Origin of the sequence: Arthrobacter subterraneus, assembly GCF_900099735.1 — a bacterium.
GTDB classification, from domain to species: domain Bacteria; phylum Actinomycetota; class Actinomycetes; order Actinomycetales; family Micrococcaceae; genus Arthrobacter_D; species Arthrobacter_D subterraneus.
This window is the reverse complement of record NZ_FNDT01000003.1, coordinates 174,397-199,116: the sequence shown is the minus strand read 5'-3', so window position 1 is coordinate 199,116 and position 24,720 is coordinate 174,397. Positions and strand designations below refer to the sequence as shown.

The following is a 24,720-nucleotide window of genomic DNA, read 5'->3' as shown; positions in this document are numbered from 1 at the left end:
GTGCCCGATCCAACTACGCCCAACGATGGACACTGCAGAGAGGAAACGCGTTGATCGCGCTTGCGCTCCCCGCTCAAACCACCACTGAAGAGGGCTTTGTCCCACCCACGATCGAAGAGGCGCATCCGCCGAACATTCTCCCGTGGAATACCGAGTACGGCGTGTGGTTTGCTCCGGGCTTCGGTAAGCAGATGCTTCTGGTCATCCTCTCCGTTATCCTGATCGGCGCCTTCTTCTACGTGGCGTCCCGCCGCGGGCAGCTGGTTCCCGGGAAACTGCAGTTCGTGGGTGAGGCCGCCTACGGCTTCGTGCGCAACTCCATCGGCAAGGACATCATCGGCGGACGTGAGTACCTCAAGTACGTGCCCTGGCTGTTCACCGCGTTCTTCTTCATCCTCGTGAACAACATCTTCGGTGCCATCCCGCTGCTTCAGATTCCGAGCTTCTCCCATCCGGGCAGTGCCTACGCCATTGCGGCCATCTTCTACCTCCTGTGGATTGCGGTCGGCGTCAAGAAGCACGGTCTGCGCTATTTCAAGCTGGCAGTGGTTCCCTCTGGCGTCCCGTGGTACATCATGCCGCTGGTGGTTCCGATCGAGATCATCTCGAACTTCCTTGTCCGTCCGGTCACTCACTCACTCCGTTTGTTTGCGACGATGCTTGCCGGTCACCTGATCGTGATGCTGGCAGGCAGCGCAATCGAATTCATGACGCTGTCGGGGAACGTGCTGCTGCAGGGAACCGGCCTGCTGGTTCTCGGCGGTGCGGTCGCGATGTACATGCTCGAAGCCTTGATCATGGTTCTGCAGGCGTACGTTTTCACCCTGCTGGCCGCGATCTACATTGAGGGCGCGCTCCACGCGGACGCCCACTAACAACACGTAACAAAGTCTTCCCCGCTGGGGATGATCCCAACCAACCTGCCGCATAGCGGCATCTTGAAAGGAAAAAAATGGAAGGCAATCTGAACCTCGTAGGTTACGGTCTCTCCGCAATCGGCGGTGGTATCGGTGTGGGCCTGGTCTTCGCCGCGTACATCAACGGTGTTGCTCGTCAGCCGGAGGCACAGCGCGTGCTGCAGCCGATCGCATTCCTTGGTCTGGCACTGACCGAAGCCCTCGCCATCCTCGGTCTGGTCTTCGCCTTCGTTCTCTAGAAGAGTCGCTGGTCAACCAAACAGACTAGTTGTAGAAAGACGGGTGAAACATGGATAGCGCAGTCATACTTGCAGCTGAAAGTCCCCTCGCACCGAACCTGTGGGAATTGCTGGTTACGGTCGCGGGCTTCGCTGTACTGATGTACATCGTTATCAAGTTCGTGATGCCGGCGTTTGAGAAGACGTTTGCAGAGCGCACTGAAGCCATTGAGGGCGGCATCGCCAAGGCGGAAGCCGCGCAGGCGGAAGCCAACGCCGCACGCGAAGAGTACAAGCAGCAGCTGGTCGATGCTCGTACCGAGGCGAACCGCATCCGCGAGGAGGCACGTGCCGAGGGCGCCCAGATCCTTGCGGAGCTCAAGGAGAAGGCTGTCACGGAGGCGAACCGCATCTCGGCCCAGGCCGAGGCGCAGATCGAGGCCGATCGCCAGGCTGCAGTGGTCGCGCTGCGGGCCGAGGTCGGTACTCTCGCCACCGAGCTGGCCAGCCGAATTGTCGGTGAGTCCCTGGCCGATGACGCGCGTTCCGCTCGCGTCGTTGACCGCTTCCTCGCTGACCTGGAGGAGCAGTCCGCTACCCAGAGCGCAGGTGCAGCCAAGTAATGGCAGGCGTATCTAGCCAGTCCCTCACGGAGGCACGGCAGGAGCTTGAACTCCGTCTCGGCTCAGCATCACTGACGCTGGCGGAGGAACTCTTCGGCGCCCTCGATGCACTCGATACAAATGCAGGACTCCGCCGAGCCCTCACGGACCCGAACCGCCCGAGCGAGGACAGGGTTGCCCTGGCAACCCGGCTCTTCGCCGGACGGATCTCGCCGGAAGCAGCAGAAATTGTGCGGGGGCTGGTTGCCCGTCGCTGGGCCAAACCGCGTGATCTCGGTGATGCACTCGAAACTCTCGCCGCAACAGTCGCTATCGCTGTGGCCGAGAACAGGGGCGAGGGGATTCAGGGACTGGAAGGTCTGGAAAATGACCTCTTCTCCTTCCTGAGTGTCGTTGAATCGAACCATGAGCTTCAGCGGGCGTTGTCCGAGCCCCAGGCTGACGGGTCCGCCAAAGTGGCGCTGGCCCTGAAGCTTGTTCCCCTTGCGGGAGACGAGGCGCGGCTCCTGATCCGTCAGGCGGTGCTTTCGCCCCGGGGTCTGAAGCCGTCCGCACTCGTTCAGCGGTTCATTGAGCTTGTCGCGCTTCGCCAGGAGCGGTGGATTGCCAACGTCAGCGTCACCCGTCCGCTGTCGGATGAGCAGTTTGCACGTCTCCAGGCAGGGCTGAACGCGCTGTATGGCCGGGACCTCAAGATCAATGTCAACCTGGAGCCCTCCCTCGTGGGCGGCGTTCGGGTGAAGGTCGGAGACGAAGTGGTGGACGCTACGGCGGTAACCCGCCTGTCTGAACTCCGCCGGAAGATGGCTGTCTAGCCGTTCAGCTACGGCTCCGCTGAAGCTAGCTTCGATACAGACGAAAACAACACCGGTCGCCGCTTACCGGCGGTGATCACAACACAGGAGAGCAGGGACTGCAGATGGCCGAATTGACCATCAACGCCGACGACGTCCGTAATGCGTTGAACGAGTTCGCGGCGTCCTACGAACCCGGAAACGCCGAGCGGGTCGAAGTGGGCCGCGTAACGAGCGCAAGCGACGGCATTGCCAGGGTAGAGGGTCTTCCCTCGGTCATGGCGAATGAGCTGCTGCGCTTCGAGGACGGCACTCTGGGCCTCGCCCAGAACCTCGACACCCGTGAAATCGGTGTCGTCGTCCTCGGTGACTACACAGGGATCGAGGAAGGCCAGGAAGTACACCGGACCGGGGAGATCCTCTCAGTTCCGGTGGGCGACGCCTTCCTTGGACGTGTGGTTGATCCTCTGGGTCAGCCCATCGACGACCTCGGGGAGATCAAGGCGGAGTCGCGTCGAGCATTGGAACTCCAGGCGCCCGGCGTTACGCAGCGCAAGTCTGTGCACGAGCCGATGCAGACCGGCCTGAAGGCCATCGATGCGATGATCCCGATCGGCCGCGGACAGCGCCAGCTCATCATCGGCGACCGCCAGACCGGCAAGACTGCCATCGCGGTTGACACGATCATCAACCAGAAGGCCAACTGGGCTTCCGGTGACGTCCAGAAGCAGGTTCGCTGCATCTACGTCGCCATCGGTCAGAAGGCATCGACCATCGCGGCCGTGCGGCAGACCCTCGAAGACAAGGGCGCCCTCGAATACACCACAATCGTGGCTTCTCCGGCCTCGGACCCCGCGGGCTTCAAGTACCTCGCGCCCTACGCCGGATCGGCCATCGGCCAGCACTGGATGTACGGCGGCAAGCACGTCCTGATCATTTTTGATGATCTCTCCAAGCAGGCTGAGGCCTACCGCGCAGTTTCGCTGCTGCTGCGCCGCCCGCCGGGACGCGAGGCGTACCCCGGTGACGTGTTCTACCTGCACTCCCGCCTGCTGGAGCGTTGCGCGAAGCTCTCCGATGAGCTGGGCGCCGGCTCGATGACCGGCCTGCCGCTGGTCGAGACCAAGGCAAACGACGTCTCTGCCTACATCCCGACCAACGTCATCTCCATCACCGATGGCCAGATCTTCCTCCAGTCTGATCTGTTCAATGCGAACCAGCGGCCGGCCGTCGACGTCGGTGTGTCGGTTTCCCGCGTCGGTGGCGCTGCGCAGGTCAAGGCGATGAAGAAGGTCTCGGGTACTTTGAAGCTCGACCTCGCCCAGTACCGCGACATGCAGGCATTCGCCATGTTCGCCTCGGACCTGGATGCGGCGTCCCGCCAGCAGCTGACCCGCGGCGCCCGCCTCATGGAACTGCTCAAGCAGGGCCAGTACGCGCCGTTCCCCGTCGAGGAGCAGGTCGTCTCCATCTGGGCCGGAACCAACGGCTACCTTGATGATGTTCCGGTCGAGGACATCCGGAAGTTCGAGTCGCAGTTCCTCGAGCATCTCCGTCACAAGTCCTCCGTGCTGACCACGCTGGCACAGACCAACCAGCTTGAGGACTCCACCGTGGATGAGCTGAAGTCGCAGATCACCGACTTCAAGCAGGGATTCTTCGGTGAGGGCCACGACGGCCTGGTCGCAGGGCACGAGGAGCACAGCCCGCTCGACGAGGGCGCTGTGGACCAGGAAAAGATCGTCAAGCAGAAGCGCTAACGGCTCGAGCGAAAGCGCGCACCGCGCGCGGACGCCCGCAGCCTGAGCCGTAGTGCCTTCCAGGGACTACGAAGGAAAGGACAAGTATGGGAGCCCAGATCCGGGTCTACCGCCAGAAGATCGTGTCGACTACGTCGATGCGGAAGATCTTCAAGGCGATGGAACTGATCGCCACCTCTCGCATCGGTAAGGCCCGGGCGCGTGTGTCGTCGTCATTGCCCTATGCCAATGCAATCACCCGTGCAGTTTCCGCTGTTGCGTCGCAGTCCGAGATTGACCACCCGCTGACCACCGAACCGGAGCAGATCCGGCGGGCGGCAGTGCTCATCATGACCTCGGACCGGGGGCTGGCAGGTTCCTACTCTGCGACCGTGCTCAAGCAGGCGGAGTCGCTTCTTGAGCTGCTCCGTGAGGAGGGCAAGGAAGTCAAGCCCTACCTCGTTGGACGCAAGGCCCAGGCCTACTTCGATTTCCGTGGCCGGTCCTACGAGCAGGTGTGGACCGGCGGCACGGATGCGCCGGAGTTCGAGACCGCGCGTGAGATCGGCCGGGTGCTGCTTGACCAGTTCGGAACGGACTTCGAAGACGGCGGCGTGGATGAGATCCACGTTGTCTACACGCGTTTCCGTTCGATGGTCATTCAGGAGCCCACGGTGGTCCGGCTGTTGCCGCTGGAGGTTGTGGAAGAGGAAGCCGGCAGCGAGTCCGATCTCCTCCCGCTCTACGAATACGAGCCCGAACCCGAGCGGGTTCTGGATGCACTGCTTCCGCGGTACATCGAGTCCCGGATCTTCGCGGCCCTGCTCCAGGCTGCCGCGAGCGAGCTCGCAGCACGCCAGCGGGCCATGAAGTCGGCGGGGGACAACGCCACCGACCTGATCAAGAAGTACACGCGCCTTCGCAACACCGCCCGCCAGGCGGAAATCACGCAGGAGCTTTCGGAGATCGTGGCGGGTGCGGACGCGCTCAGCGCGTCCTGACCCCCGGCCTCCGCGGACCCCTCCGGGTTCCCAACGCACTATTATTAGCACCACGCCATCTACCGAATGAAGTGAGAGAGATGACTGCCCAGACTGTTGAGAACAGTACGGACTCAGTTGCCCCCGGCGCGACCGGCCGCATAGCCCGTGTCATCGGCCCGGTTGTCGACGTCGAGTTCCCCGCTGACGCCATTCCCGCCATCTACAACGCGCTGACCACCGAGGTGACCCTCAACGGCGAGACGCGCACCATCACGTTTGAAACCTCGCAGCACCTGGGCGACAACCTGGTGCGCGCCATCTCCCTGCAGGCAACCGACGGCCTGGTCCGCGGCACGACGGTGCAGGACACCGGCGCTGCCATCTCCGTTCCGGTCGGTGACGGCGTCAAGGGCCACATCTTCAACGTTCTGGGCAAGCCCCTTGACGTCGACGAGTCGCAGCTGGAAATCACCGAGCGGTGGCCGATCCACCGCAAGGCTCCGTCCTTCGCATCCCTCGAAGGTTCCACCGAGATGCTCGAGACCGGAATCAAGAGCATCGACCTGCTTACCCCCTACATCAAGGGTGGAAAGATCGGGCTCTTCGGAGGTGCGGGCGTCGGCAAGACGGTCCTCATCCAGGAAATGATCACCCGTGTGGCACGGAACTTCGGCGGTACCTCGGTCTTCGCCGGCGTGGGTGAGCGTACCCGTGAGGGCAACGACCTCTGGGTTGAAATGGAAGAAGCCGGTGTTCTCAAGGACACTGCCCTTGTGTTCGGCCAGATGGATGAGCCGCCGGGAACGCGTCTTCGGGTTGCGCTGTCAGCTCTCACGATGGCTGAGTACTTCCGCGACGTCCAGAAGCAGGACGTTCTCCTCTTCATCGACAATATCTTCCGGTTCACCCAGGCCGGGTCGGAGGTGTCGACCCTCCTGGGCCGCATGCCGTCGGCTGTGGGCTACCAGCCCAACCTGGCTGACGAGATGGGCCTGCTGCAGGAGCGCATTACCTCCACCAAGGGCCACTCGATCACGTCGATGCAGGCCATCTACGTCCCCGCGGATGACTACACGGACCCGGCGCCGGCAACCACCTTCGCGCACCTCGATGCGACCACGGAACTCTCGCGTGAGATTGCGTCGCGTGGTCTGTACCCGGCGATCGACCCGTTGACCTCTACCTCGCGTATCCTCGATCCGCAGTACATCGGTCACGATCACTACAACACCGCCGTACGGGTCAAGCAGATCCTGCAGAAGAACAAGGAACTTCAGGACATCATCGCCATCCTCGGTGTTGACGAACTGTCCGAAGAAGACAAGATCGTGGTCTCGCGTGCCCGCCGCATCCAGCAGTTCCTCTCGCAGAACACCTACACTGCCAAGCAGTTCACCGGTGTCGAGGGATCGACTGTAAGCATCAAGGACACCATCGAGGGATTCAACGCGATCTGCAATGGCGATCTCGACCACATCGCCGAGCAGGCGTTCTTCAACATCGGCGGTCTTGATGACGTTGAGCGTCAGTGGGCGCGGATCCAAGAGCAGAGCGGAAAGTAAGCCCCCATGGCTGAACTTGAAGTTGAAATTGTCGCGGCGGACCACTTCGTGTGGTCCGGTGCGGCAACCATGGTCAAAGCCCGCACTTCTGACGGGGAAATCGGCATTCTTCCCGGCCATTCACCGGTGCTTGCCATCCTCGCCGAAGGCGAACTTGCCATTCAGCCGGTCTCCGGCGAACGACTCACGGTTGGTGTCGACGGCGGTTTCTTCTCCGTGGACAGCAACCGCGTGGTGATCGTTGCCGACAATGCCAGGATTGGCGGTTCAGTGACCGCAGACACCAAGTAGCGAAACCCTGATGGACGGCATCGGAATCACGTTCATCACCCTGGCGGTGCTCTGCGCACTGCTCGTGCTGATGATCGGCGCCTTCTGCCTCCGCCGCTACCAGCTGCGCACTGCACTCGGAACCTTTGACGCCTCCATTCGCCTCCCTGACCGGGGATGGCGGATGGGGGTTTGTCGCTATACGGACAAGCATCTGGAGTGGCTTCGTCTTGTGTCCCTCAGCCCGCGTCCCAGGCACCGCTACCTTCGGAGCTCGCTCGAGCTGAAGGGCTGGCGTGAGCCCTCCGAGCAGGAGAAGGCCCAGGTCCAGCCCGGCACAATCATCGTTTCGCTGAGCTATGAGGGGACCGACGTGTTGCTGGCAATGAAGTTCGATGTGTACGCCGGGCTGTCATCGTGGCTGGAGGCCGGTCCGGTCATTGGGATCGGTACCTGGCGGTAAGCGGCCGAATCTGACAGCAGAACCGCATCAGGCACAGCAGAACAGCTTAAGCAGTGACGGCCCCCGCAGGATTGCGGGGGCCGTCACTATTACGCGGAAACGAGTTACAGCGCGGTGACGCCGGTGGCCTGGGGGCCCTTGGCGCCCTGACCGATCTCGAACTGCACGCGCTGGTTCTCATCAAGGGTGCGGAATCCGCCGGTCTGGATCTCCGAGTAGTGAACAAAGACGTCGCCCTCGGAGTCATCCGGTGTGATGAAGCCGAATCCCTTTTCAGCGTTGAACCACTTGACGGTTCCCTGTGCCATTTATATTTCTCCTCATAATGGAACATATTCTGACCGGCACACTGTATGCCGGCCGCGAGTTACTCCGCGTGAATTCCATCGAGGACAAGAATGACCCTGCACTGACGAGGAGCTTCACGCTCGCAACCTGTCTTGCGAGCATGAAAAACCACGTACACAAAGACTGAAATAAGCATCACATAGCCGTATGGGCTGGTCAACGGACAATCCGGTGAATAAACCGATTGTTAAGCGGAAATTCGGCTATTGCGGAAGTTCCGGGTTCAGGTAACCGGTTCAAAGCGAATTCAGGCGCTGCCGGGGCCTTGTCGCGAACGCTAGAAGAGGCGGGAATCGACGTCGTCAACGCCCCGCATGGCGTCATAGTCGAGCGTTAAACAGTCGATGCCGCGGTCCTGGGCAAGTACCCGCGCCTGGCGTTTGATCTGCTGCGCTGCGAAGACTCCCCGCACGGGGGCCATCAGCGGATCCCGGTTCAGCAGCTCCAGATACCGGGTCAGCTGTTCCACACCGTCAATATCACCCCGCCGCTTGAGCTCAATCGCCACCGTGCGTCCCTGGCCGTCCCTGGCGAGGATATCCACAGGGCCTATTGCCGTCATGTATTCGCGGCGGATCAGGGAGTAACCGTCTCCGAGGAGGTTGATCTGTTCGGCGAGCAGTCTCTGCAGGTCAGCCTCCACACCATCCTTGACCAGTCCGGGATCCACGCCGAGGTCGTGTGAACTTTCGTGGAGGAGTTCATGGATGCTGATCACCAGGCGGTCGTCACTCTTGGCGTGCTGCACGTTCCAGGTCTCGGATACCCCCAGCTCCGCGTCCTCGGGGGCGGGCTCGACGATCCGGAGGGTGGCCGGAGGGCTCATCCAGTTCAGCGGCTTGTAGGAGCCGCCGTCGGAATGGACCAGCACCGACCCGTCGGCCTTGACCATCAGCAGCCGGGTAGCGAGCGGGAGGTGGGCACGGAGACGTCCGATGTAATCCACGGAGCAGCGGGCAATGACTAGACGCACCCTTGGCACTTTACCGGCACCGGCGGGTTTCCTGTTCACAGCGCACCCGGTGCAGACTGGATCCATGCCCCGTTCCAATCAGCCGCGCAGACCCCGCGGGCAGTCGCGGCGAAAGTGGTCCGAGGCTCCGGAGCTGGATCTTGAGCGCGCCCGGGCCGGCATCCCCACCAGGGAATCAGCGCCCGACGGCGTCTGGTCAGTCAGGCGGATCACCGAACGGAATGCCGCCAAGTACTATGTCTGTCCGGGGTGCCACCGGGATATTCCGCCCGGTCTTGCCCACCTGGTGGCCTGGCAGGAGGACTCCCTGTTCGGTGCGGAAACCGCGCTGGCGGACCGGCGCCACTGGCATCTGACCTGCTGGCGTACCCGGCGATCCGGCTGACTGGATTGGCCGCGGCGTGAGTACCTGTGGCCAGCTGCGCCGTCGCGGTTCCGCAGGCACTCCACGGCTTCAGTAGACTGCATTGGATGATGAGTGCAGCGCCTGCGTACCAGTTCTCCGACAGCTCCGAACCATCCGAAATCAGGGCAGGCACGGTTCTGCCGGCCGAGCGGCGAGCTCTCGAGCTGACCACGTCGGACGGCCTGACCCTGGTCGGTGAGTTTGCCGCGCCGGAGAACAGGGAGCCGGCGGCCACGCTTGTGACACTGCATCCCCTGCCCACAGCGGGCGGTTTCATGGACTCCCACGTCTACCGCAAGGCGTCCTTCCGGCTGCCCGCGCTGGCGGACATCGCCGTCCTGCGCTTCAATACCCGGGGTACCTGCTCACCGCACGGCTGCAGTGACGGTGAATTCGACGGCGGCAACCTGGAACGGCATGATCTTGAGGCCGCGGTCCGGTGGGTCGTGGAGCAGGGGCTGAAAAACGTGTGGCTGGTCGGATGGAGCTTCGGTACGGAGCTGTGCCTCAAGTACGGTGCCCGGGAGCCGGTCGCCGAGTTCATCGAGGGCGCTGTCCTGCTGTCACCGCCGCTGCATCGTGCGTCCGACGCTGACCTCGACTCGTGGGCGCAGGCAGAGCTTCCCCTCCATGTGCTGGTGCCGGAGCATGACGATTACCTTCAGCCGCCCGAAGCTGCCGAGCGTTTTGCGCGGGTGCCGCAGGCACGCGTGGTGGGCGTGGACGGCGCCAAGCATCTCTGGGTGGGGGAAAAGTACGTGAGCCGGGCGCTTGAGGAGATTGCCGGCGTCGTACTCGGCAGGGCGGTGGAGCTGCCCACTGAATGGACGGGGCCCACAGCGCGCGCCGAGTGACGCCGTCCGCGCCGGAGCTGACGGCTACTGGTTGTCCTGCCGTGCGATGAAGACTTCCTTCAGGAGCAGCATGGCACCGGCGGCCAGCGGAATGGCGATCAGTGCACCCAGCACGCCAAGAAGGCTTCCGCCCGCGATCACCGCGATGACGGCCACCGCACCGGGTACCGCCACAGCCTTCTGCATGATGCGGGGAGAGATGAAATATGCCTCCACCTGCAGATAGGCCACATACAGCACTGCGAACAGTGCCGCGGTCTGCCACCCGGCGGTGAGGGCCACAAGACTGACGACGACGGCGGCAATCACCGCGCCGACCAGCGGAACGAACGCCAGCATCGCCACAATGAATGCGAGCAGGACCGAGAACGGAACGTCAGCGATAGTCATGAAGATGAAGGCAAAGGACGCGTTCAGCAGGGCCACACACGCCTGGCCGATGACGTAGTTGCCGACGCTGCTCGTGATCTCCTCGGCGAGCCGCTCCACGCGTTCGCGGCGGGAGCGGGGCGCCAGGCGGTATGCCCACTTTTTCATGCCCGGCAGCGAGGCGAGGAAATACAGAGTGAGCACCAGAATGACCAGCACCCCGAAGATGCTGTTGAGGATGACAGTGCCCACACCAAGCACGCCGCCGAAGATCCCGCCGACTGCTTCGGAGTCCGCGAAGAACTTGTCGACCTCATCCGTGACGCGTTCGCGCACCTGGAACTGCTGGTCGATCGTCTGGAAAAAATCGGAGGCGAGGAAGTCGCTCGCGTAGCCCGGAGCCCGCTCGACCAGCTGGCCGGTCTGGGAGACGATCGTGGGGATCAGCACCGCGAAGAACCCGACGATGATGCCGACCAGCATCACCAGGGCCAGCGTGATCCCTGCCGGACGCGGAACCCTCCGCCCTTCAAGCCAGCGCACAATGGGGTCGAGGCCGAGCGCAATGAACAGCGCGGCGCCGATCCAGACCAGCAGTTGACCGACGTTGGTGATCATGAAATACGCAAGCAGTGCCAGTCCCACCCCGACGCTGGCCATGAACCCGAAGTGGATCGGGTGCTGGCGCATGGAGCGGGGCTGCGCACCACCGAACTTGAGCCGGTCATCGCCGATGCTTACCGACTCGTCCACGGGAACCCTGCCGGCGCGCTCCGGCGGGAACTCGAAGCGCGGCCGGGGCTGAGCAACCGGCACCATGGAACGCAGCCGGGTCATGGCCGGCCCCAGTCCCCGACGGCGCGGCTCCACTCGGGGGGCCGGTTCCACTCGGGGTGCCGGCTCCTCTGCGCCGGGTTCTTCCGGCGTCTGGTTCACTGACGACGCCGGGCGGGGCAGGGGCTCGCTGATCGGCACGTCTTCGCGTTCACTCACGTATGGTCCGCTTTCGTTTGCGTGTCGGCACGGTCAACACCGGTTGCTCAACTAGCGAAACACTAACAGGACCGGAACGCGCTGCGCGGGAGTCGCCGGCGGTGTCCGGGCCATTGGGAAGTGCGGTGGCGTTGACGCTCAGGTTCCGTTGAGACATCTTCGTTACGATGGGATCTAGTCCCGCCAGCCCGGCTCACCCGGGCCCACCCATTTCAACGTTAGGTTTCTCGAGTGCGCTTTCCTCTTGCTGTTCCCGTCATGGCGATCGGCGCGCTGCTGGTACTGCTGGGCATCGGCCAGCTCACCTGGTGGGCACCGCCGGAAACGGTGACGGTTTCGGTCCCCGCCGATGCGCAGAGCGGCCCGGTGACGGTCATAGATGCCGGCGCCAAGGAGGGGGACGCTGAGGACATCGACATCAGCGTGCAGTCCGAGGGTACCTTTACTCTCGCGGTCGGGCGGGCGTCCGACGTCGACGCCTGGGTGGCGGATGCCGCGCACCTGACCGTCACCGGTATCGGCGAGGAAGAGCTGGCCACCGAGTTCACCGAGGGCGAGGAGACCGTTCCAAATCCGAGCGGTGCCGATCTCTGGACCAGCGAGGAAACCGCTGACGGTTCATTGACCCACCGCTGGCTGGACCCGGGGGAGGGCGAGTGGTCGATCCTCATCGCCGCGGACGGTGAAACTCCCGCGCCGACTGCAGTTTCCATCACCAGCCCCAATGACACAGCCACTCCCTGGGCCGTCCCGCTGATCATCGTCGGAGCACTCCTGCTGGTTCTCGGTGTGGCCCTTGGCTTCACGAAGCCGCGCAGGCCCAGCCGCGACCCGGCTGCCGCGGGCACCCGTGCCCGTGCCCGGAACGAGGGACGCCGCGGCCCCCGGGGAAGCAGCTTCACGGCCCACCCGGTGCGGCCGTTGGCTGCCCTCGGACTCACCGTCGCGCTCGGGCTTTCCGGAACCGCGGCCGGCCACGCCACCGGGACCGAACCCGCAGCGCCTTCCGGATCGGCTGAAGCGGAATCTGCGGAACAGCACCCCGTGATTTTGGAAACCCAGCTTGAGCGGATTCTGGCATCCGTGGCCACCACGGTGGCGGAGGCCGACGCCGCGGCCGACGCAACACTGCTTGAGTCCCGCGTTGCCGGTGCGGCCGCTTCGCTGCGAACCGCCAACTATTCAGTCCGGTCACAGGCCGACGAGGTGGCAGCGCCCACCCCTGTGGCAGCGGATCCCGTCCTCACCAGCATGATCCCCACCGGCAGTGAGTGGCCGCGCACCGTCGTCGCGCTCACCCAGGGAGAGTCCAATCCGGTCCCGCAGGCGCTGGTACTGGTACAGGATGATCCCCGGTCGAACTACAGGCTTACTTCGTCGATCCAGATGCTGCCGGGAACCACCTTCCCCACGGCCGGGACGCCGGAGGGGCTGCAGATGTTGCCCGTCGACGGCGGTGAGGAGCTTGTTGCCTCTCCCGAGGACGCGGTCGCCGCCATCGCGGATTACCTGACCAAGCCGGAGGGGCGCAACGCGGCAACCTTCGAGCCCAACTCCTTCGCGGACGCGATCACTTCCTTCCAGTCCGATGTGGTGGCCGATGCAGGAAATGACTCCGCAGACATCACCTTCACCCACAAGCCCGTGCCCGAGCACACAAGGGCGATCTCCACCGGGGACGGGGGAGCGATGGTGTTCGGATACCTCGACCACACCTACAGCAGCGTTCCCGAAGGACCCGGCGATTCGATCGCGCTGGAAGGCACGGTCTACGAGACCCTCACGGGTGAGGAGTCCACGGAGGAAGGTATTGATGTGCGCTACGGCGAGGCGGTCATGATGTACGTTCCGGCGGCCGGCAGCGATCAGAAGATCACCGTGATCGGCGCTGCGCAGCAGCTGCTCTCTGCAGAACTGCGCTGACCCGGAGAATCCCGGACGGATTCGAGTTGTCCATTGATGTCGGCTTCAGTAATAAGGTGAAAGCATGAGCACTCCCAACACTCCGGGCGGCCCCGCGCCGTCGTCGATGAACCTGCGCGGCGCTGTCGACCTGTCCGCGCTGAAGTCCCGGGCGCAATCAGCCAACGCGCCGGCCGGTGCCCAGGGCGGACCGGGTGCAGCGAACCCGGCGCCCGCGGCTGCCGCCCCCGGCAGCAGTCCTTATATTGTCGACGTCACCGAGCAGGTCTTCCCGCAGCTGGTCCAGCTGTCGGCGCAGGTGCCCGTGATCGTTGCGCTCGGTGCTTCCTGGAGCGACCAGTCGGCACAGGTTCTGTCCGTGCTCGAGGCAATCGCGGTGGAACAGGCCGGCCGGATCCTGCTCGCGCGCGTGGATTTCGAGACCCAACCCGGGATCGCCCAGGCGTTCCAGGCACAGGGCGTGCCCACCGTCGTCGGGGTGTTGAAAGGACAGCCGGTACCCCTGTTCGAGGGAGTGCTCGCAGAACCCCAGATCAGGACCTATGTCGATGAGCTTCTGAAGGTCGCCCAGGCCAACGGCGTGAGCGGCTCCCTGAACGACGCTCCTGCCGGTGAGCCGGACACCGCGGGTGAGCCGGCTGAAGCACCGCTTCCGCCGCTGCACCAGGAGGCGTTCGACGCAATCGAGGCGGGCAATTATGAGGCTGCAGCCGCGGCTTACCGCAAAGCGCTGGCCGAACAGCCCGCCGACGCGGACGCGAAAGCCGGGCTGGCGCAGGTGCAGCTCATGCAGCGGCTGCAGGACGCTGACGCAACGGCCGTGCGCACTGCCGCCGCAGAGTCGCCGGACTCCCTGGACGCACAGTTGGCGGTGGCAGACCTCGACCTGTCGGGAGGACACGTGGAGGATGCTTTCGCGCGGCTCACCACGTTCATCGCGCGTGCTGTGGGTGAGGAGCGGGAAGCGGCACGGGTGCGGCTCCTGGAGCTGTTCGACATCATCGGCCCTACCGATCCCAGAGTGAACAAGGCGCGCAGCGCGCTGGCGAGGGCCCTGTTCTGATGGCTGACACGGGCCTGTTTTCCCCACTTACGCTGCGCAGCCTGACCCTGGCGCACCGTGGGTGGGTGGCGGCAATGTGCCAGTATTCCGCGGACGCTGTGCATGCGCCGGGGGTTCCCCATGACTGGCACCTGATGCACCTGGGCCAGTTCGCCGCAGGCGGCGCAGCGCTCATCATCACCGAGGCCACCGCCGTGAACGCCGCCGGAATGATCAGTCCCCGCGACACCGGGCTCTACACCGATGAACATACGGCGGCATGGCGGCGTATCACCGATTTTGTGCACCGGCACGGCGCGGTGGACGCGAAGATCGGCGTCCAGCTCGCGCACGCCGGGCGCAAAGGGTCCGCCTGGTGGCCCTTCAGCGGCAGGCGCGGCTCTGTTGCGGCCGGCGACGGCGGTTGGCAGACGGTGGGACCTACCGGCGAGCCGTTCGGCAGCTATGCTCCGCCCCGGGCCATGACGGAACACGAAATCCTCGCCACGATCGAGGATTTCCGGTCCGCTGCGGCCCGGGCAGTCCAGGCAGGCTTCGACACGGTCGAAATACACGCGGCTCACGGGTACCTGCTGCACCAGTTCCTCAGTCCTCTCGTGAACTCCCGCACGGATCGCTGGGGTGGATCGGAGGAAAACCGGTTCCGGCTCACCCTGGCTGTGATCGACGCAGTCCGGGAAGTCCTTCCGGACTCCATGCCGCTGCTGCTGAGAATTTCCGGGACGGACTGGGTAGACGGAGGCCTCGACGGCGCCAGTTCGGGGCGTCTGGCCGCAGCAGCGGCCGAGCGCGGTGTGGACTTTGTCGACGTTTCCTCAGGCGGAGCTGTTCCTGATGCAGTCATACCCGCCGAGCCCGGGTACCAGGTGCACCTTGCCGAACAGGTCCGAAGGCACAGCGGGGTACCCACCGGCGCTGTCGGCCTGATCAATGATCCGGGGGTTGCGGACGGGGTGATCCGGAACGGTGAAGCGGACGCGGTGCTGATCGCGCGTGCCGCGCTGCGGGATCCCCACTGGTGGGCGAGGGCGGCCGACAAGCTCGGCGCCGATCTGCCGTGGGCACCCCAGTACCAGCGTGCGGGCGGTTTTTAGTCCTTTCGGATGACGAAGGCGCACGTGCGCCGTTGTTAGCGTGGACCCATGACTTCCCAGCCCTTGCCCTCCATGCCGCCTGCGCCGGAACCGTCCGGCCGGTCCGGCGGCTCGCAGGCTCCGGGAGTGCGGCCGGCGCTGGCCCTGCGCGGCTTGGCAAAGCGCTTCGGCGACAGGATCGCGGTCAACGGCATCGATCTTGATGTTCCGACGGGGTCCTTCTACGGGCTGGTCGGGCCGAACGGCGCCGGCAAAACAACCACGCTCTCCATGGCAACCGGACTGCTGCGTCCGGATTACGGCCAGATATGGGTGCATGGAGTAGACGTGTGGCGGGCGCCGCTGGAGGCCAAGAAGCTGATGGGGATCCTGCCGGATGGCGTCAGGCTGTTCGACAGATTGACCGGAGAGCAACTGGTGACCTATGCGGGCCTCCTCCGCGGGATGGACCGGGAGGAGGTTGCGGTGAGGGTGTCGGACCTGCTGGAGGCGCTGGACCTCGTCGAGGACGCCGGAACGCTCGTTGTTGACTACTCGGCGGGCATGACGAAGAAGATTGCCCTGGCCTCGGCCCTTGTGCATGCGCCGCGGCTGTTGGTGCTGGACGAGCCGTTCGAATCAGTGGATCCGGTATCGGCAGCCAACATCCGGGACATCCTTGCCACCTATGCCAGTGGTGGCGGGACGGTGATCGTGTCGAGCCACGTCATGGATCTCGTCCAACGAATGTGCGATCACGTCGCGGTTATCGCCGCCGGAACGGTTCTGGCGGCCGGTACGGTCGACGATGTGCGCGGCGATGCGACCCTCGAGGACCGCTTCGTCGAGCTTGTCGGCGGCAGGAATCCAGGGGCGGGACTGGCATGGTTGCGCACCTCCTGAAGCTCAAGCTCCTGTTACTGCGCAATTCCCTGCGCCGCAGTACCTGGCAGCTTGTCGGAGTCATCCTTGGTGCGTTGTACGGCCTCGGCCTGCTCGGAATGATCGTTGCCGGCCTGATAGCGCTCGGAGCCCTCGACCTGGAACTGATGCGCACTGTGGTGGTACTGGGCGGCTCGGCTGCCGTGCTTGGGTGGGTGGTCATCCCGCTGGTTGCCTCCGGCGTCGATATGACTCTGGATCCGGCCCGCTTTGTCACCTTCACGATTCCCCTGCGACAACTCATGACAGGGCTGACCCTCAGCGGGGTGATCGGCATCCCCGGTGCCGTCACGCTGATTGCCTTCCTTGCCCTGACTCTGACATGGATCCGTTACCCGATTGCCGCGCTCGCGGCGGCGATCTGCGCCGTTTGCGCCGTCCTGCTCTGCGTAGCGGGTTCCCGCCTGGTGACGACGGCTGGCACGGCCCTTGCATCTTTCCGCCGGTTCAGGGATGTCAGCTCAATGGTGGCAATCATTCCGCTCGTCCTTCTCGGGCCCATTTTCGCGGGCGTTACCGCAGGCTTCCGGAATTCCCCTGAATTCGCCGGAGAACTGGCGAACATCCTGGCGTGGACGCCGCTCGGAGTTTTTGTTGCAATACCGGCCGATCTCGCTGCCGGCGACGGGCTCACGGCGCTGGCGCGTCTTGGTATCGGTCTCGGCGCAATCGCCGGAGTGACGTACCTGTGGCATGCCAGCCTCAGCCATGCCCTTGTCACCCCGCCGTATAACGCAGTGAGCCGCAAGCCGGGCGGCAACGTGGGACTGTTTGCACGTGTGCCGGCCACACCCGCCGGTGCAGTCGCCGCCCGCGCGCTAACCTACTGGGTCCGTGACCCGAGGTACGCAGCGTCAATCCTCGTTGTGCCCCTGCTGCCGATCCTGCTGTGGTTCATCAGCGGCGATTCCGGAGGGTTTTTCCTGCTGAACTACCTCGGCCCGGTCACTGCGTTCCTGCTTGCCTGGTCGATCTCAGCAGATATCTCCTACGACAACACCGCGTTCTGGATGCACCTGTCGGCCGGCGTAAGCGGCCGGGCCGACCGCGCGGGCAGGGCAGCGGCGCTCCTCGTCTTTGCGGTTCCCGTGGTGCTCGTCTTCACCATTGCTCCGCTCTGGCTGAGCGGGTCACTGGCCGATCTGCCCATGATGCTCGGGCTGGCCGTCGGGACCCTACTGACGGGCACCGGCTTTGCCAGCGTCGTGTCAGCGCGCTACACCTACAACGTCCCGCTACCGGGGGAGAGCCCATTCAAGACACCCCCCGGAACCGGTTTCTCCATGCTTGCCATCCAGGGCATCGGTTGGGTAGTCCTGATGGTCCTCCTCGCGCCGGAGGTCGGACTGGCAATCGCCTACCTTGCCACCGGGAGCACGGTATTCGGTTGGTTGACACTCTGCGCGGGAGTGGTGGTCGGGACTGCTGTTTTTTACGGCGGGATCCGGATCGGCGGGGCGTGGTACGACAAGCGGGGGCCCGAACTGCTGGAGGCAGTGGCTGTCAACAAATGAGTCCCGCCTGTGCGCGGAGCATCGGCAGTAGGATGGAGCCATGAGTACGCCAGCAGATCCCTTTGACGACAGCCCCCACGGAGCGCCGGGCGACTCCGGAACCTCCACGGCCACCATCGAGCGCGAAGAACTGCGCGAGGAAGTGGAACCCGGGGACCGGGAGCGGTTCGCCCACTACGTCCGTAAAGAGAAGATCATGGAGTCGGCGCTGTCCGGAGAGCCCGTCATTGCCCTGTGCGGCAAGGTGTGGACCCCCGGCAGGGACCCGGAGAAGTTTCCGGTATGCCCCACCTGCAAGGAAATCTACAGCTCAATGCGCTCAGGGGAAGACTCCTAGCACCTGATGACAAGTCCGCCGGGCCGCCTGCCCGGCGGGCTTGTCTGTGCCTGGAAGGAAACCATGTTCCAACCCGAGGCGGTGCCGAGCGGCGGGGCGATGTCCGCATCACTGCGGCCCCTGACAATCGGAGTCATCGCGATCATCACCTGTGCGGCCTTCGAGGCGATGGCCGTGGTGACCGCAATGCCCGCCGTTGCGGCGGAACTGGACGGCGTATCCAGCTACGGGTTGGCCTTCTCCATGTATCTGACCGCTTCCCTGCTCGGCAGCGTCCTGGGCGGAATCTGGTCCGACCGGCGTGGCCCACGTCCGGCGCTCGCATCCGGGCTGGGACTCATGGTGGCCGGGCTCGCCATATCCGGGACTGCACCGGCCTTCTGGATCATGACCTCCGGACGTGCAGTCTCCGGCCTCGGCGGCGGGTTCATGATCGTTGCCGTCTATGTAATCATCGCCAGGGCCTATCCGCAGCGAATGCAGCCGGTAGTGTTCGGCTGGCTTGCGGCAGCGTGGGTAGTGCCTTCGCTGATCGGGCCGTATATCTCCGGGGTGCTCGCAGAGCAGGCAAGCTGGCGCTGGGTTTTCCTGGGTGTGGCGCCGGTCGTTGTCGCAGCATTCCTGCTGGTCTGGCCGCGTACCGCACAGCTGGCGGTGCCCCGGCAGGGGGGCCCGCTGGACAGCGCGGCCCGGGGCCGCGTGGCGATGGGTCTGCTGCTGGCCGCTGGCGTGTTCGCTGCCCAGTTCGCCCTCACCAGGATTGCCGCCGACGGCTTCGCGGATCCCGTTCCGGCCTGGCTCCTTGTGGTGCTGGGCGTGGCCGGAACGGCCGCAGCTGCCGTAGCGTTTCCACGGCTCCTGCCCGCCGGCACGGTGCGGCTGGCGCCCGGGCTTCCCAGCGTCATTGCCACGCGCGGACTGCTGACCGTGACCTTTTTCGGCGCGGAGGCATTTGTTCCGCTGATGCTGGTGTCAGCCCGCGGTCTCAGTGCCTCGACGGCGGGCCTTGCCCTGAGTGCCGCGGCCATCGGCTGGAGCGCGGGCTCCTTTGTCCAGGCGCGGGTGAGCTTCCGGCGTCAGTGGCTGCTTGTCATCGGGGCTTCGCTGCTGTCGCTGTGCATCGGAGGACTGGCGCTCGCAGCGGCCGCCCAGGTTCCCTTCTGGGTCCTCGTCGTGGTGTGGAGTGCGGCGGGCTTCGCCATGGGTCTGACGCTGTCGAGCACGTCTGTACTTGTGCTGAAGCTGTCTCCACCTCATGAGCAGGGACGGAATTCGGCGGCGCTGCAGCTCTCGGACCAGCTGGGCGGGGTGATCGGAACCGCTGGAGCAGGAGGGCTGTTCGCCCTGCTGCGGGACCCGGAAGCGCCGGGTCAGGTGCCGGTCTTTGTTGCAATCTGGCTGGCTCTGTGCGTCTTTGCCGTTGTCGGTATAGTGGCCGGGTTGAGGGCCACCCGGGGCGACCGGGACCCGCTTCCGGCAACATCCGAGACACGAAAGGTGCCGTTCCAAGAGTGAGTACCCACGCACTGTTCGGTGCCGGCCCGGCTCTCCCTCCCGCGTACCCGGAACGCGCAGCGTGGGGCACCGCTCCCAAGCTTCGGCAGTGGCAGGAAGAAGCACTCGCCAAGTACTTTGCCGACTCCCCCCGGGATTTCCTGGCCGTCGCAACGCCGGGCGCGGGCAAGACCACCTTCGCCCTGCGGGTGGCCACGGAGCTGGTGGAACGGCGGATTGTCAACCGCATTGTCGTCGTCGCTCCCACGGATCACCTGAAGCGGCAGTGGTCGGACGCTGCAGCCCGGGTAGGTCTGTCGATCGACCCGAATTTCCGCAATGCCGACGGACGGCACGGCGAGGGCTTCATCGGCGTCGCAGTGACCTATGCCCAGGTTGCCAGCAAGCCCATGCTGCACCGGGCCAAGACTGAAGGCGCAAAGACGCTGGTCATCCTCGATGAAATCCATCACGGCGGTGACGCGCTCTCGTGGGGTGACGGGATCCGTGAGGCGTTTGAACCGGCCATCCGCAGGTTGGCGTTGACCGGAACACCGTTCCGCTCGGATACCGCTGCGATCCCGTTCGTGGAGTATGCCGAGGACGCGGACGGTATCCGCCGTTCGCGGTCCGACTACACCTACGGCTATGGCGATGCGCTCCGCGACCATGTGGTCCGGCCGGTGATTTTCATGGCGTATTCCGGTCAGATGCGGTGGCGGACCAGCGCCGGGGAAGAAATGGCGGCCTCACTCGGCGAGGCAGCTGTCACCAAGGACATCACCGCGCAGGCCTGGCGTACTGCCCTGAATCCGAACGGCGAGTGGATCCCCGCGGTGCTGGCCGCCGCGGACCGCCGCCTCACCGAGGTCCGGCGAACTGTCCCGGACGCCGGCGGCCTGGTCATCGCGACCGACCACGACGACGCCCGCGCGTACGCTGGGCGGCTGAAGAAGATCACCGGGGAGTCGCCGACGGTCATCCTGTCTGATGATGCGAAGGCCTCCGGGAAGATCGAGGAGTTTTCGGCAAGCGAAACCCGCTGGATGGTGGCCGTCCGGATGGTGTCAGAGGGTGTGGACGTCCCACGTCTGGCAGTGGGTGTGTACGCGACCTCCACGGCCACGCCGCTCTTCTTCGCACAGGCCGTGGGACGCTTTGTCCGTGCGCGACGGCGGGGGGAGACGGCGTCGGTCTTCCTGCCCTCCGTGCCGAACCTCATGGCGCTGGCCAACCAGCTGGAGCTGGAACGCGACCACGCGCTTGACCGTCCGGACAACAACGAGGACGGCTTTGCGCCCGAAGAGGCGCTGATGGAGGCCGCAAACCGTGCGGAGAAGGCGTCCGATGAGCTGACGAAGCAGAAGTTCGAGGCGCTCGAGTCGCAGGCATCGTTTGACCGCGTACTGTTCGATGGCGGCGAGTTCGGCACCGGCGGTGAGATGGGCAGCGAAGAGGAGCTGGACTTCCTCGGCATTCCGGGCCTGCTCGATGCAGACCAGGTGGGAGTGCTGCTCCGGCAAAGGCAGCAGGAACAGCAGTCCCGGCGGCGCAGGCCCGCCGCAGCCTCCGAACCGGCGGCGCCCCAGGTGGTCGACCACCGGCAGCTGACCGAATTGCGCGGCCAACTGGCAAAGAACGTGTCGGCGTGGTCTGCGCGTTCAGGCATGCCCCACGGAGTGATCCACACTGAACTGCGCAAGGCATGCGGTGGACCGGCTGTGGCGCAGGCCAACGAGGAACAGCTCCAGCGGCGGCTGAAGAAGCTTCAGGACTGGTTCATCGGGCGCACGTGATTCACCGGATCCATCGGGCGCACGTGATTCACCGGATCCAGCGCACCCGCATCCGGGGGAGTCTGCGGCTTCCGCACCAGCTGTCCGTCAGTCGATGAGTTCGACCCCGGCGTCTTCAAGTTCGGCGAGCACGTCGCCGAGGCGCTCGGGGTGAACGGGCCGGGTGTAGTCCACCAGCAGGCGGACGGCGTATCCGGCCACCACTGCATCCAGTGCGGTAGCCCGTACGCAGTAATCGGCCGCCAGGCCGGCAATGGCCACCTCATCGACCTCGTGGTCCCGGAGCCAGTCATCGAGCGAGACGGCGTCATCGGCAGTGGTGGACACACCGATTGCCGGTCGTTGTTCCCCGGTCGGTACCTGGTCCTCCGGAGCCAGGACACCCTCGAAACCTGAGTACGCCGCCTCGTACTGTCCCTTCCGGAACACGGCATCCACCGTTTCGGTGTCGAGGTCGGGATGGAACTGGGCGCCGGGCTGCTCCGCAACGCAGTGCACCGGCCAGGAGTCAACGTAGTCGGGCTGGTCGGAAAAGTGCGAGCCCGGATCGATGTGCCAGTCCTGGGTGGCGACGATGTAGTCATAGTGGTCGCCCTGGGCGTCGATGTAGTCGCTGATCGACTGGGCAACCCCGGCACCGCCTTCGACCGCGAGCGAGCCTCCCTCACAGAAATCATTCTGGACGTCGACGATGATCAGTGCGCGTGTCATGCGGACTCCTCGTACTCGGTGGGGATGGCCGGCTCCCCGCGCTGCAACCGCATGACGGATCCGGGCAGCTCCGCCATGGTGTCCCGGTGGCGCTCGACGGCGCGCTGGACGCCCTCCGGTCCGGTCCAGCCGGGGAGCACCTCGCCGTCGTGCACAAACTGCTGCAGCAGCGGGCGGTCGTTGCCGTCGTCGTGCGGATTGCTCCCGATCCCGATCACCTCGGCCACAGCGGTCCCGGAGTCGTCGAGGCGCCGCAGCGCATACTTGCGGCCGCCCACGGAGACCTTGTTCTTGGCCGCCTTTGCCACCGAAACAAAGGTGCCGTCGTCGTCCGTGCGGCTGACCAGCTTGTAGACCATTCCGGCGGTGGGCGCCCCGGACCCGGTCACGAGTGACGTGCCGACACCGTAGGAGTCCACCGGTGCCGCGGCAAGCAGGCCGATGGCGAACTCATCAAGGTCGGAAGTGACCACAATGCGCGTCTGGTGGTTGCCCAGATCATCCAGGAGCTGCCGCACCCACCGGGCCTGCTCGATGAGGTCGCCGGAGTCGAGCCGCACCGCGCCGAGATCCGGACCTCCGGCTGCCACGGCATTACGCACGCCCTGCTCGACGTCGTAGGTATCCACCAGCAGGGAAGTCCCTTTCCCGAGTGCTGCCACCTGGGCTGCGAACGCCTCGGGCTCGGAGTCATGGAGCAGGGTGAAGGAGTGCGCTGCCGTGCCGACGGTCCGCAGGCCGTAGCGGCGTCCGGCCTCAAGGTTCGAGGTGCTGGCGAAACCGCCGATGATCGCAGCGCGGGCTGCTGCCACCGCGGACTCCTCCTGTGTGCGGCGCGAACCCATCTCGATGCAGGGGCGGGCACCCGCGGCACCTGTCATGCGTGACGCGGCGGAGGCGATGGCGCTGTCATGGTTCAGGACGGAGAGCAGGTAGGTCTCCAGGATGCAGGCTTCGGCGAACGTTCCCTCCACTATCAGGATGGGGGAGGAGGGGAAGTAGGCGTCGCCCTCGGCGTAGCCCCACATGTTCCCGCTGAAGCGGAAGTCGGCAAGCCAGCCGAGCGTGGAGTCGTCAACCACACCGGCGGCGGACAGTGCGTCCAGCTGCGCCTGCCCGAAGCGGAAGTGCTTCAGGCCCTCAAGCAGCCGCCCGGTGCCCGCCACAATGCCGTACCGGCGCCCTTCGGGCAGGCGCCGGGTGAATACTTCGAAGACCGACCTGCGGTGTGCGGCTCCCGAATGCAGGGACGCCTGCAGCATGGTCAACTCGTAGTGGTCCGTGTAAAGGGCGGAATTGGGGTGCTGCCAGGTTCTGTGTGGGCTCACATGAAAACTCTAGCCCCGTGGCCACCGTGTGAGTACCGCCGTTCCGGCACGGAAGGCGCCGCCCGCCAACCTACAATGGGAACCATGAGTGTTGGCGTTGTTCCCGAAACCCGTCAGGCTGAGGAAACGCAAGAGGACTCGCTGACTATGACCGATGTTCCGTGGGTGGTCATTGTGTGGAATGACCCGGTGAACCTGATGAGTTACGTGACCTACGTGTTCCAGACCTATTTCGGTTACAGCGAGGCGAAGGCCCGCACCCTCATGCTGGAGGTTCACGAGCAGGGCAGATCGGTTGTCTCCACCGGATCGCGGGAGCAGGCGGAGAAGGACACCATGGCGATGCACTCTTACGGCCTGTGGGCTACTTTCCAGACAGCGGACGCGTAGGGGGCGGCAGTGGCCAGGGCATTCCGGAAAACACGTCGGGGTATCGCCGGTGAGTTCGAGCAGGGCGAGCTGAGGCTGCTGCGGCGGCTGTTCGCCGACGTGGTCCAGCTGCTCGAGCCTGAGAAGCGGGAAAACGAGGACCCGTTGGCGGCCCTCGTGGGCCTGGATCAGGAAGCCACCAGACCGGAGGACAGCGCGGTGATCCGATTGCTGCCGGACGCGGTCAGGAACGACGACGACGGTGCGCTGGAATTCCGCCGGCTCACCGAACGCTCCCTGCGGGAGGAAAAAGTCAGCGCCCTGCGCGCGGCGGCGCTGCTCCTCGAGCATCCGCAGGTCCTGTTGAACCCCGATCAGGCCCAGGTACTGGCCCGTGCGCTCAACGATGTGCGCCTGGTGCTGGCGGACCGGCTGGAAATCAAGACGGATGAAGACGCAGCCAGGCTGCACGGGATCTCGGACCTCGAGGACGCTGAGGATCTTGAGTCCTATCTCGCGCTCGTCTACAACTTCGTCACCTGGGTACAGGAAGGCCTGATGCAGGCGCTGCTGGCTTCTGTCGAGGTTCAGGAATAGGTCCCGGAGGCAGCCCCGCGCGGTTCGCTGGAGCGGTGCTGTGATTAAGGACACGTGCTTC

26 protein-coding genes are annotated in these 24,720 nt (G+C 64.9%); 21 read left to right on the top strand and 5 right to left on the bottom strand.

Features of this window, described 5'->3' with window-relative positions:
• Window positions 1-50 precede the first annotated feature (50 nt).
• From atpB to BLS52_RS05770, 9 genes are all read left to right on the top strand, one after another.
• Window positions 51-875 (top strand): F0F1 ATP synthase subunit A, encoded by an 825-nt coding sequence (atpB, locus tag BLS52_RS05810; RefSeq protein ID WP_026545879.1) that lies wholly within the window; start codon window positions 51-53, stop codon window positions 873-875.
• A 77-nt stretch (window positions 876-952) separates the two neighbouring features.
• Window positions 953-1,156: an ATP synthase F0 subunit C gene (atpE, locus tag BLS52_RS05805; RefSeq protein ID WP_009356484.1), complete on the top strand. Its 204-nt coding sequence runs from the start codon at window positions 953-955 to the stop codon at window positions 1,154-1,156.
• Between the two features lie 50 nt (window positions 1,157-1,206).
• A complete protein-coding gene (locus BLS52_RS05800; RefSeq protein ID WP_026545878.1) occupies window positions 1,207-1,758 on the top strand; it encodes a F0F1 ATP synthase subunit B in 552 nt (183 codons plus the stop codon).
• Window positions 1,758-2,573: a F0F1 ATP synthase subunit delta gene (locus tag BLS52_RS05795; RefSeq protein WP_090585078.1), complete on the top strand. Its 816-nt coding sequence runs from the start codon at window positions 1,758-1,760 to the stop codon at window positions 2,571-2,573. The genes BLS52_RS05800 and BLS52_RS05795 overlap by 1 nt, the downstream gene beginning before the upstream one ends.
• A 104-nt stretch (window positions 2,574-2,677) precedes the next feature.
• Entirely contained in the window at window positions 2,678-4,312 is a 1,635-nt protein-coding gene (atpA, locus tag BLS52_RS05790) for a F0F1 ATP synthase subunit alpha (RefSeq protein WP_026545876.1), read from the top strand.
• Between the two features lie 86 nt (window positions 4,313-4,398).
• A complete protein-coding gene (locus BLS52_RS05785) occupies window positions 4,399-5,292 on the top strand; it encodes a F0F1 ATP synthase subunit gamma (protein WP_026545875.1) in 894 nt (297 codons plus the stop codon).
• An 80-nt stretch (window positions 5,293-5,372) separates the two neighbouring features.
• Window positions 5,373-6,836, top strand: coding sequence for a F0F1 ATP synthase subunit beta (gene atpD, locus BLS52_RS05780; RefSeq protein WP_026545874.1), 1,464 nt, complete (start codon window positions 5,373-5,375; stop codon window positions 6,834-6,836).
• 6 nt (window positions 6,837-6,842) lie between these two features.
• On the top strand, window positions 6,843-7,127 hold the full coding sequence (locus BLS52_RS05775; RefSeq protein ID WP_026545873.1) for a F0F1 ATP synthase subunit epsilon: 285 nt from the start codon (window positions 6,843-6,845) through the stop codon (window positions 7,125-7,127).
• 10 nt (window positions 7,128-7,137) lie between these two features.
• Window positions 7,138-7,569: a DUF2550 domain-containing protein gene (locus BLS52_RS05770; RefSeq protein WP_090585076.1), complete on the top strand. Its 432-nt coding sequence runs from the start codon at window positions 7,138-7,140 to the stop codon at window positions 7,567-7,569.
• Between the two features lie 104 nt (window positions 7,570-7,673).
• Here the strand turns inward: BLS52_RS05770 and BLS52_RS05765 are convergent, their stop codons facing one another.
• Both BLS52_RS05765 and nucS read right to left on the bottom strand, forming a co-directional pair.
• Complete coding sequence (locus BLS52_RS05765) at window positions 7,674-7,877, bottom strand: cold-shock protein (protein ID WP_026545871.1); 204 nt, start codon at window positions 7,875-7,877, stop codon at window positions 7,674-7,676.
• 317 nt (window positions 7,878-8,194) lie between these two features.
• Entirely contained in the window at window positions 8,195-8,890 is a 696-nt protein-coding gene (gene nucS, locus BLS52_RS05760) for an endonuclease NucS (RefSeq protein ID WP_090585075.1), read from the bottom strand.
• 64 nt (window positions 8,891-8,954) lie between these two features.
• Between nucS and BLS52_RS05755 the strand changes: the two genes are divergently transcribed.
• Together BLS52_RS05755 and BLS52_RS05750 are read left to right on the top strand one after the other, a co-directional pair.
• Window positions 8,955-9,275, top strand: a complete 321-nt coding sequence (locus BLS52_RS05755) for a hypothetical protein (protein WP_026545869.1) — start codon at window positions 8,955-8,957, stop codon at window positions 9,273-9,275.
• A gap of 89 nt (window positions 9,276-9,364) precedes the next feature.
• Entirely contained in the window at window positions 9,365-10,150 is a 786-nt protein-coding gene (locus BLS52_RS05750) for an alpha/beta hydrolase (RefSeq protein WP_090585205.1), read from the top strand.
• A gap of 24 nt (window positions 10,151-10,174) precedes the next feature.
• On the opposite strand, the gene BLS52_RS05745 is transcribed toward BLS52_RS05750, so the two are convergent.
• Complete coding sequence (locus BLS52_RS05745; protein WP_400582484.1) at window positions 10,175-11,512, bottom strand: AI-2E family transporter; 1,338 nt, start codon at window positions 11,510-11,512, stop codon at window positions 10,175-10,177.
• A 231-nt stretch (window positions 11,513-11,743) separates the two neighbouring features.
• Here BLS52_RS05745 and BLS52_RS05740 point away from each other — a divergent pair, with 231 nt between their 5' ends.
• From BLS52_RS05740 to BLS52_RS05705, 8 genes are all read left to right on the top strand, one after another.
• The gene (locus BLS52_RS05740; protein ID WP_090585072.1) at window positions 11,744-13,435 is read left to right on the top strand and encodes a DUF8094 domain-containing protein; all 1,692 of its coding nucleotides are present in this window, start codon (window positions 11,744-11,746) and stop codon (window positions 13,433-13,435) included.
• 64 nt (window positions 13,436-13,499) lie between these two features.
• On the top strand, window positions 13,500-14,498 hold the full coding sequence (locus BLS52_RS05735; protein WP_090585070.1) for a tetratricopeptide repeat protein: 999 nt from the start codon (window positions 13,500-13,502) through the stop codon (window positions 14,496-14,498).
• Window positions 14,498-15,592, top strand: coding sequence for an NADH:flavin oxidoreductase/NADH oxidase (locus BLS52_RS05730; RefSeq protein ID WP_090585068.1), 1,095 nt, complete (start codon window positions 14,498-14,500; stop codon window positions 15,590-15,592). The genes BLS52_RS05735 and BLS52_RS05730 overlap by 1 nt, the downstream gene beginning before the upstream one ends.
• Before the next feature lie 72 nt (window positions 15,593-15,664).
• Entirely contained in the window at window positions 15,665-16,474 is an 810-nt protein-coding gene (locus tag BLS52_RS05725; RefSeq protein ID WP_051470843.1) for an ABC transporter ATP-binding protein, read from the top strand.
• On the top strand, window positions 16,456-18,027 hold the full coding sequence (locus BLS52_RS05720; RefSeq protein ID WP_090585066.1) for a transporter: 1,572 nt from the start codon (window positions 16,456-16,458) through the stop codon (window positions 18,025-18,027). Before BLS52_RS05725 ends, BLS52_RS05720 begins: the two co-directional genes overlap by 19 nt.
• Before the next feature lie 40 nt (window positions 18,028-18,067).
• Window positions 18,068-18,364 (top strand): DUF3039 domain-containing protein, encoded by a 297-nt coding sequence (locus BLS52_RS05715; RefSeq protein WP_026545862.1) that lies wholly within the window; start codon window positions 18,068-18,070, stop codon window positions 18,362-18,364.
• A 63-nt stretch (window positions 18,365-18,427) separates the two neighbouring features.
• Window positions 18,428-19,879: an MFS transporter gene (locus BLS52_RS05710; protein WP_175460098.1), complete on the top strand. Its 1,452-nt coding sequence runs from the start codon at window positions 18,428-18,430 to the stop codon at window positions 19,877-19,879.
• Window positions 19,876-21,654, top strand: a complete 1,779-nt coding sequence (locus BLS52_RS05705; RefSeq protein WP_090585062.1) for a DEAD/DEAH box helicase — start codon at window positions 19,876-19,878, stop codon at window positions 21,652-21,654. Before BLS52_RS05710 ends, BLS52_RS05705 begins: the two co-directional genes overlap by 4 nt.
• 87 nt (window positions 21,655-21,741) lie before the next feature.
• Here the strand turns inward: BLS52_RS05705 and BLS52_RS05700 are convergent, their stop codons facing one another.
• Window positions 21,742-22,365 (bottom strand): isochorismatase family protein, encoded by a 624-nt coding sequence (locus tag BLS52_RS05700; protein ID WP_026545860.1) that lies wholly within the window; start codon window positions 22,363-22,365, stop codon window positions 21,742-21,744.
• Window positions 22,362-23,693 (bottom strand): nicotinate phosphoribosyltransferase, encoded by a 1,332-nt coding sequence (locus BLS52_RS05695; protein ID WP_090585060.1) that lies wholly within the window; start codon window positions 23,691-23,693, stop codon window positions 22,362-22,364. Before BLS52_RS05695 ends, BLS52_RS05700 begins: the two co-directional genes overlap by 4 nt.
• A gap of 84 nt (window positions 23,694-23,777) precedes the next feature.
• On the opposite strand from BLS52_RS05695, the gene clpS reads away from it, so the two are divergent.
• Complete coding sequence (gene clpS / locus BLS52_RS05690; RefSeq protein ID WP_026545858.1) at window positions 23,778-24,083, top strand: ATP-dependent Clp protease adapter ClpS; 306 nt, start codon at window positions 23,778-23,780, stop codon at window positions 24,081-24,083.
• Window positions 24,084-24,092: 9 nt separating this feature from the next.
• Window positions 24,093-24,659 carry a DUF2017 domain-containing protein gene (locus BLS52_RS05685; RefSeq protein WP_090585058.1) on the top strand — a complete coding sequence of 189 codons (567 nt, stop codon included), beginning with the start codon at window positions 24,093-24,095 and terminating at the stop codon, window positions 24,657-24,659.
• Window positions 24,660-24,720 lie beyond the last annotated feature (61 nt).

What these genes read in the sequence shown, in the direction of transcription:
- BLS52_RS05715 (WP_026545862.1), top strand. Translation starts at nt 18,068, where the DNA reads ATGAGTACGCCAGCAGATCCCTTTGACGACAGCCCCCACGGAGCGCCG.
- BLS52_RS05795 (WP_090585078.1), top strand. Translation starts at nt 1,758, where the DNA reads ATGGCAGGCGTATCTAGCCAGTCCCTCACGGAGGCACGGCAGGAGCTT.
- BLS52_RS05725 (WP_051470843.1), top strand. Translation starts at nt 15,665, where the DNA reads ATGCCGCCTGCGCCGGAACCGTCCGGCCGGTCCGGCGGCTCGCAGGCT.
- BLS52_RS05785 (WP_026545875.1), top strand. Translation starts at nt 4,399, where the DNA reads ATGGGAGCCCAGATCCGGGTCTACCGCCAGAAGATCGTGTCGACTACG.
- clpS (WP_026545858.1), top strand. Translation starts at nt 23,778, where the DNA reads ATGAGTGTTGGCGTTGTTCCCGAAACCCGTCAGGCTGAGGAAACGCAA.
- BLS52_RS05700 (WP_026545860.1), bottom strand. Translation starts at nt 22,365, where the DNA reads ATGACACGCGCACTGATCATCGTCGACGTCCAGAATGATTTCTGTGAG.
- BLS52_RS05765 (WP_026545871.1), bottom strand. Translation starts at nt 7,877, where the DNA reads ATGGCACAGGGAACCGTCAAGTGGTTCAACGCTGAAAAGGGATTCGGC.
- atpA (WP_026545876.1), top strand. Translation starts at nt 2,678, where the DNA reads ATGGCCGAATTGACCATCAACGCCGACGACGTCCGTAATGCGTTGAAC.
- BLS52_RS05770 (WP_090585076.1), top strand. Translation starts at nt 7,138, where the DNA reads ATGGACGGCATCGGAATCACGTTCATCACCCTGGCGGTGCTCTGCGCA.
- BLS52_RS05710 (WP_175460098.1), top strand. Translation starts at nt 18,428, where the DNA reads ATGTTCCAACCCGAGGCGGTGCCGAGCGGCGGGGCGATGTCCGCATCA.
- BLS52_RS05730 (WP_090585068.1), top strand. Translation starts at nt 14,498, where the DNA reads ATGGCTGACACGGGCCTGTTTTCCCCACTTACGCTGCGCAGCCTGACC.
- BLS52_RS05775 (WP_026545873.1), top strand. Translation starts at nt 6,843, where the DNA reads ATGGCTGAACTTGAAGTTGAAATTGTCGCGGCGGACCACTTCGTGTGG.
- BLS52_RS05755 (WP_026545869.1), top strand. Translation starts at nt 8,955, where the DNA reads ATGCCCCGTTCCAATCAGCCGCGCAGACCCCGCGGGCAGTCGCGGCGA.
- BLS52_RS05720 (WP_090585066.1), top strand. Translation starts at nt 16,456, where the DNA reads ATGGTTGCGCACCTCCTGAAGCTCAAGCTCCTGTTACTGCGCAATTCC.
- BLS52_RS05750 (WP_090585205.1), top strand. Translation starts at nt 9,365, where the DNA reads ATGAGTGCAGCGCCTGCGTACCAGTTCTCCGACAGCTCCGAACCATCC.
- atpD (WP_026545874.1), top strand. Translation starts at nt 5,373, where the DNA reads ATGACTGCCCAGACTGTTGAGAACAGTACGGACTCAGTTGCCCCCGGC.
- atpE (WP_009356484.1), top strand. Translation starts at nt 953, where the DNA reads ATGGAAGGCAATCTGAACCTCGTAGGTTACGGTCTCTCCGCAATCGGC.
- BLS52_RS05735 (WP_090585070.1), top strand. Translation starts at nt 13,500, where the DNA reads ATGAGCACTCCCAACACTCCGGGCGGCCCCGCGCCGTCGTCGATGAAC.
- BLS52_RS05800 (WP_026545878.1), top strand. Translation starts at nt 1,207, where the DNA reads ATGGATAGCGCAGTCATACTTGCAGCTGAAAGTCCCCTCGCACCGAAC.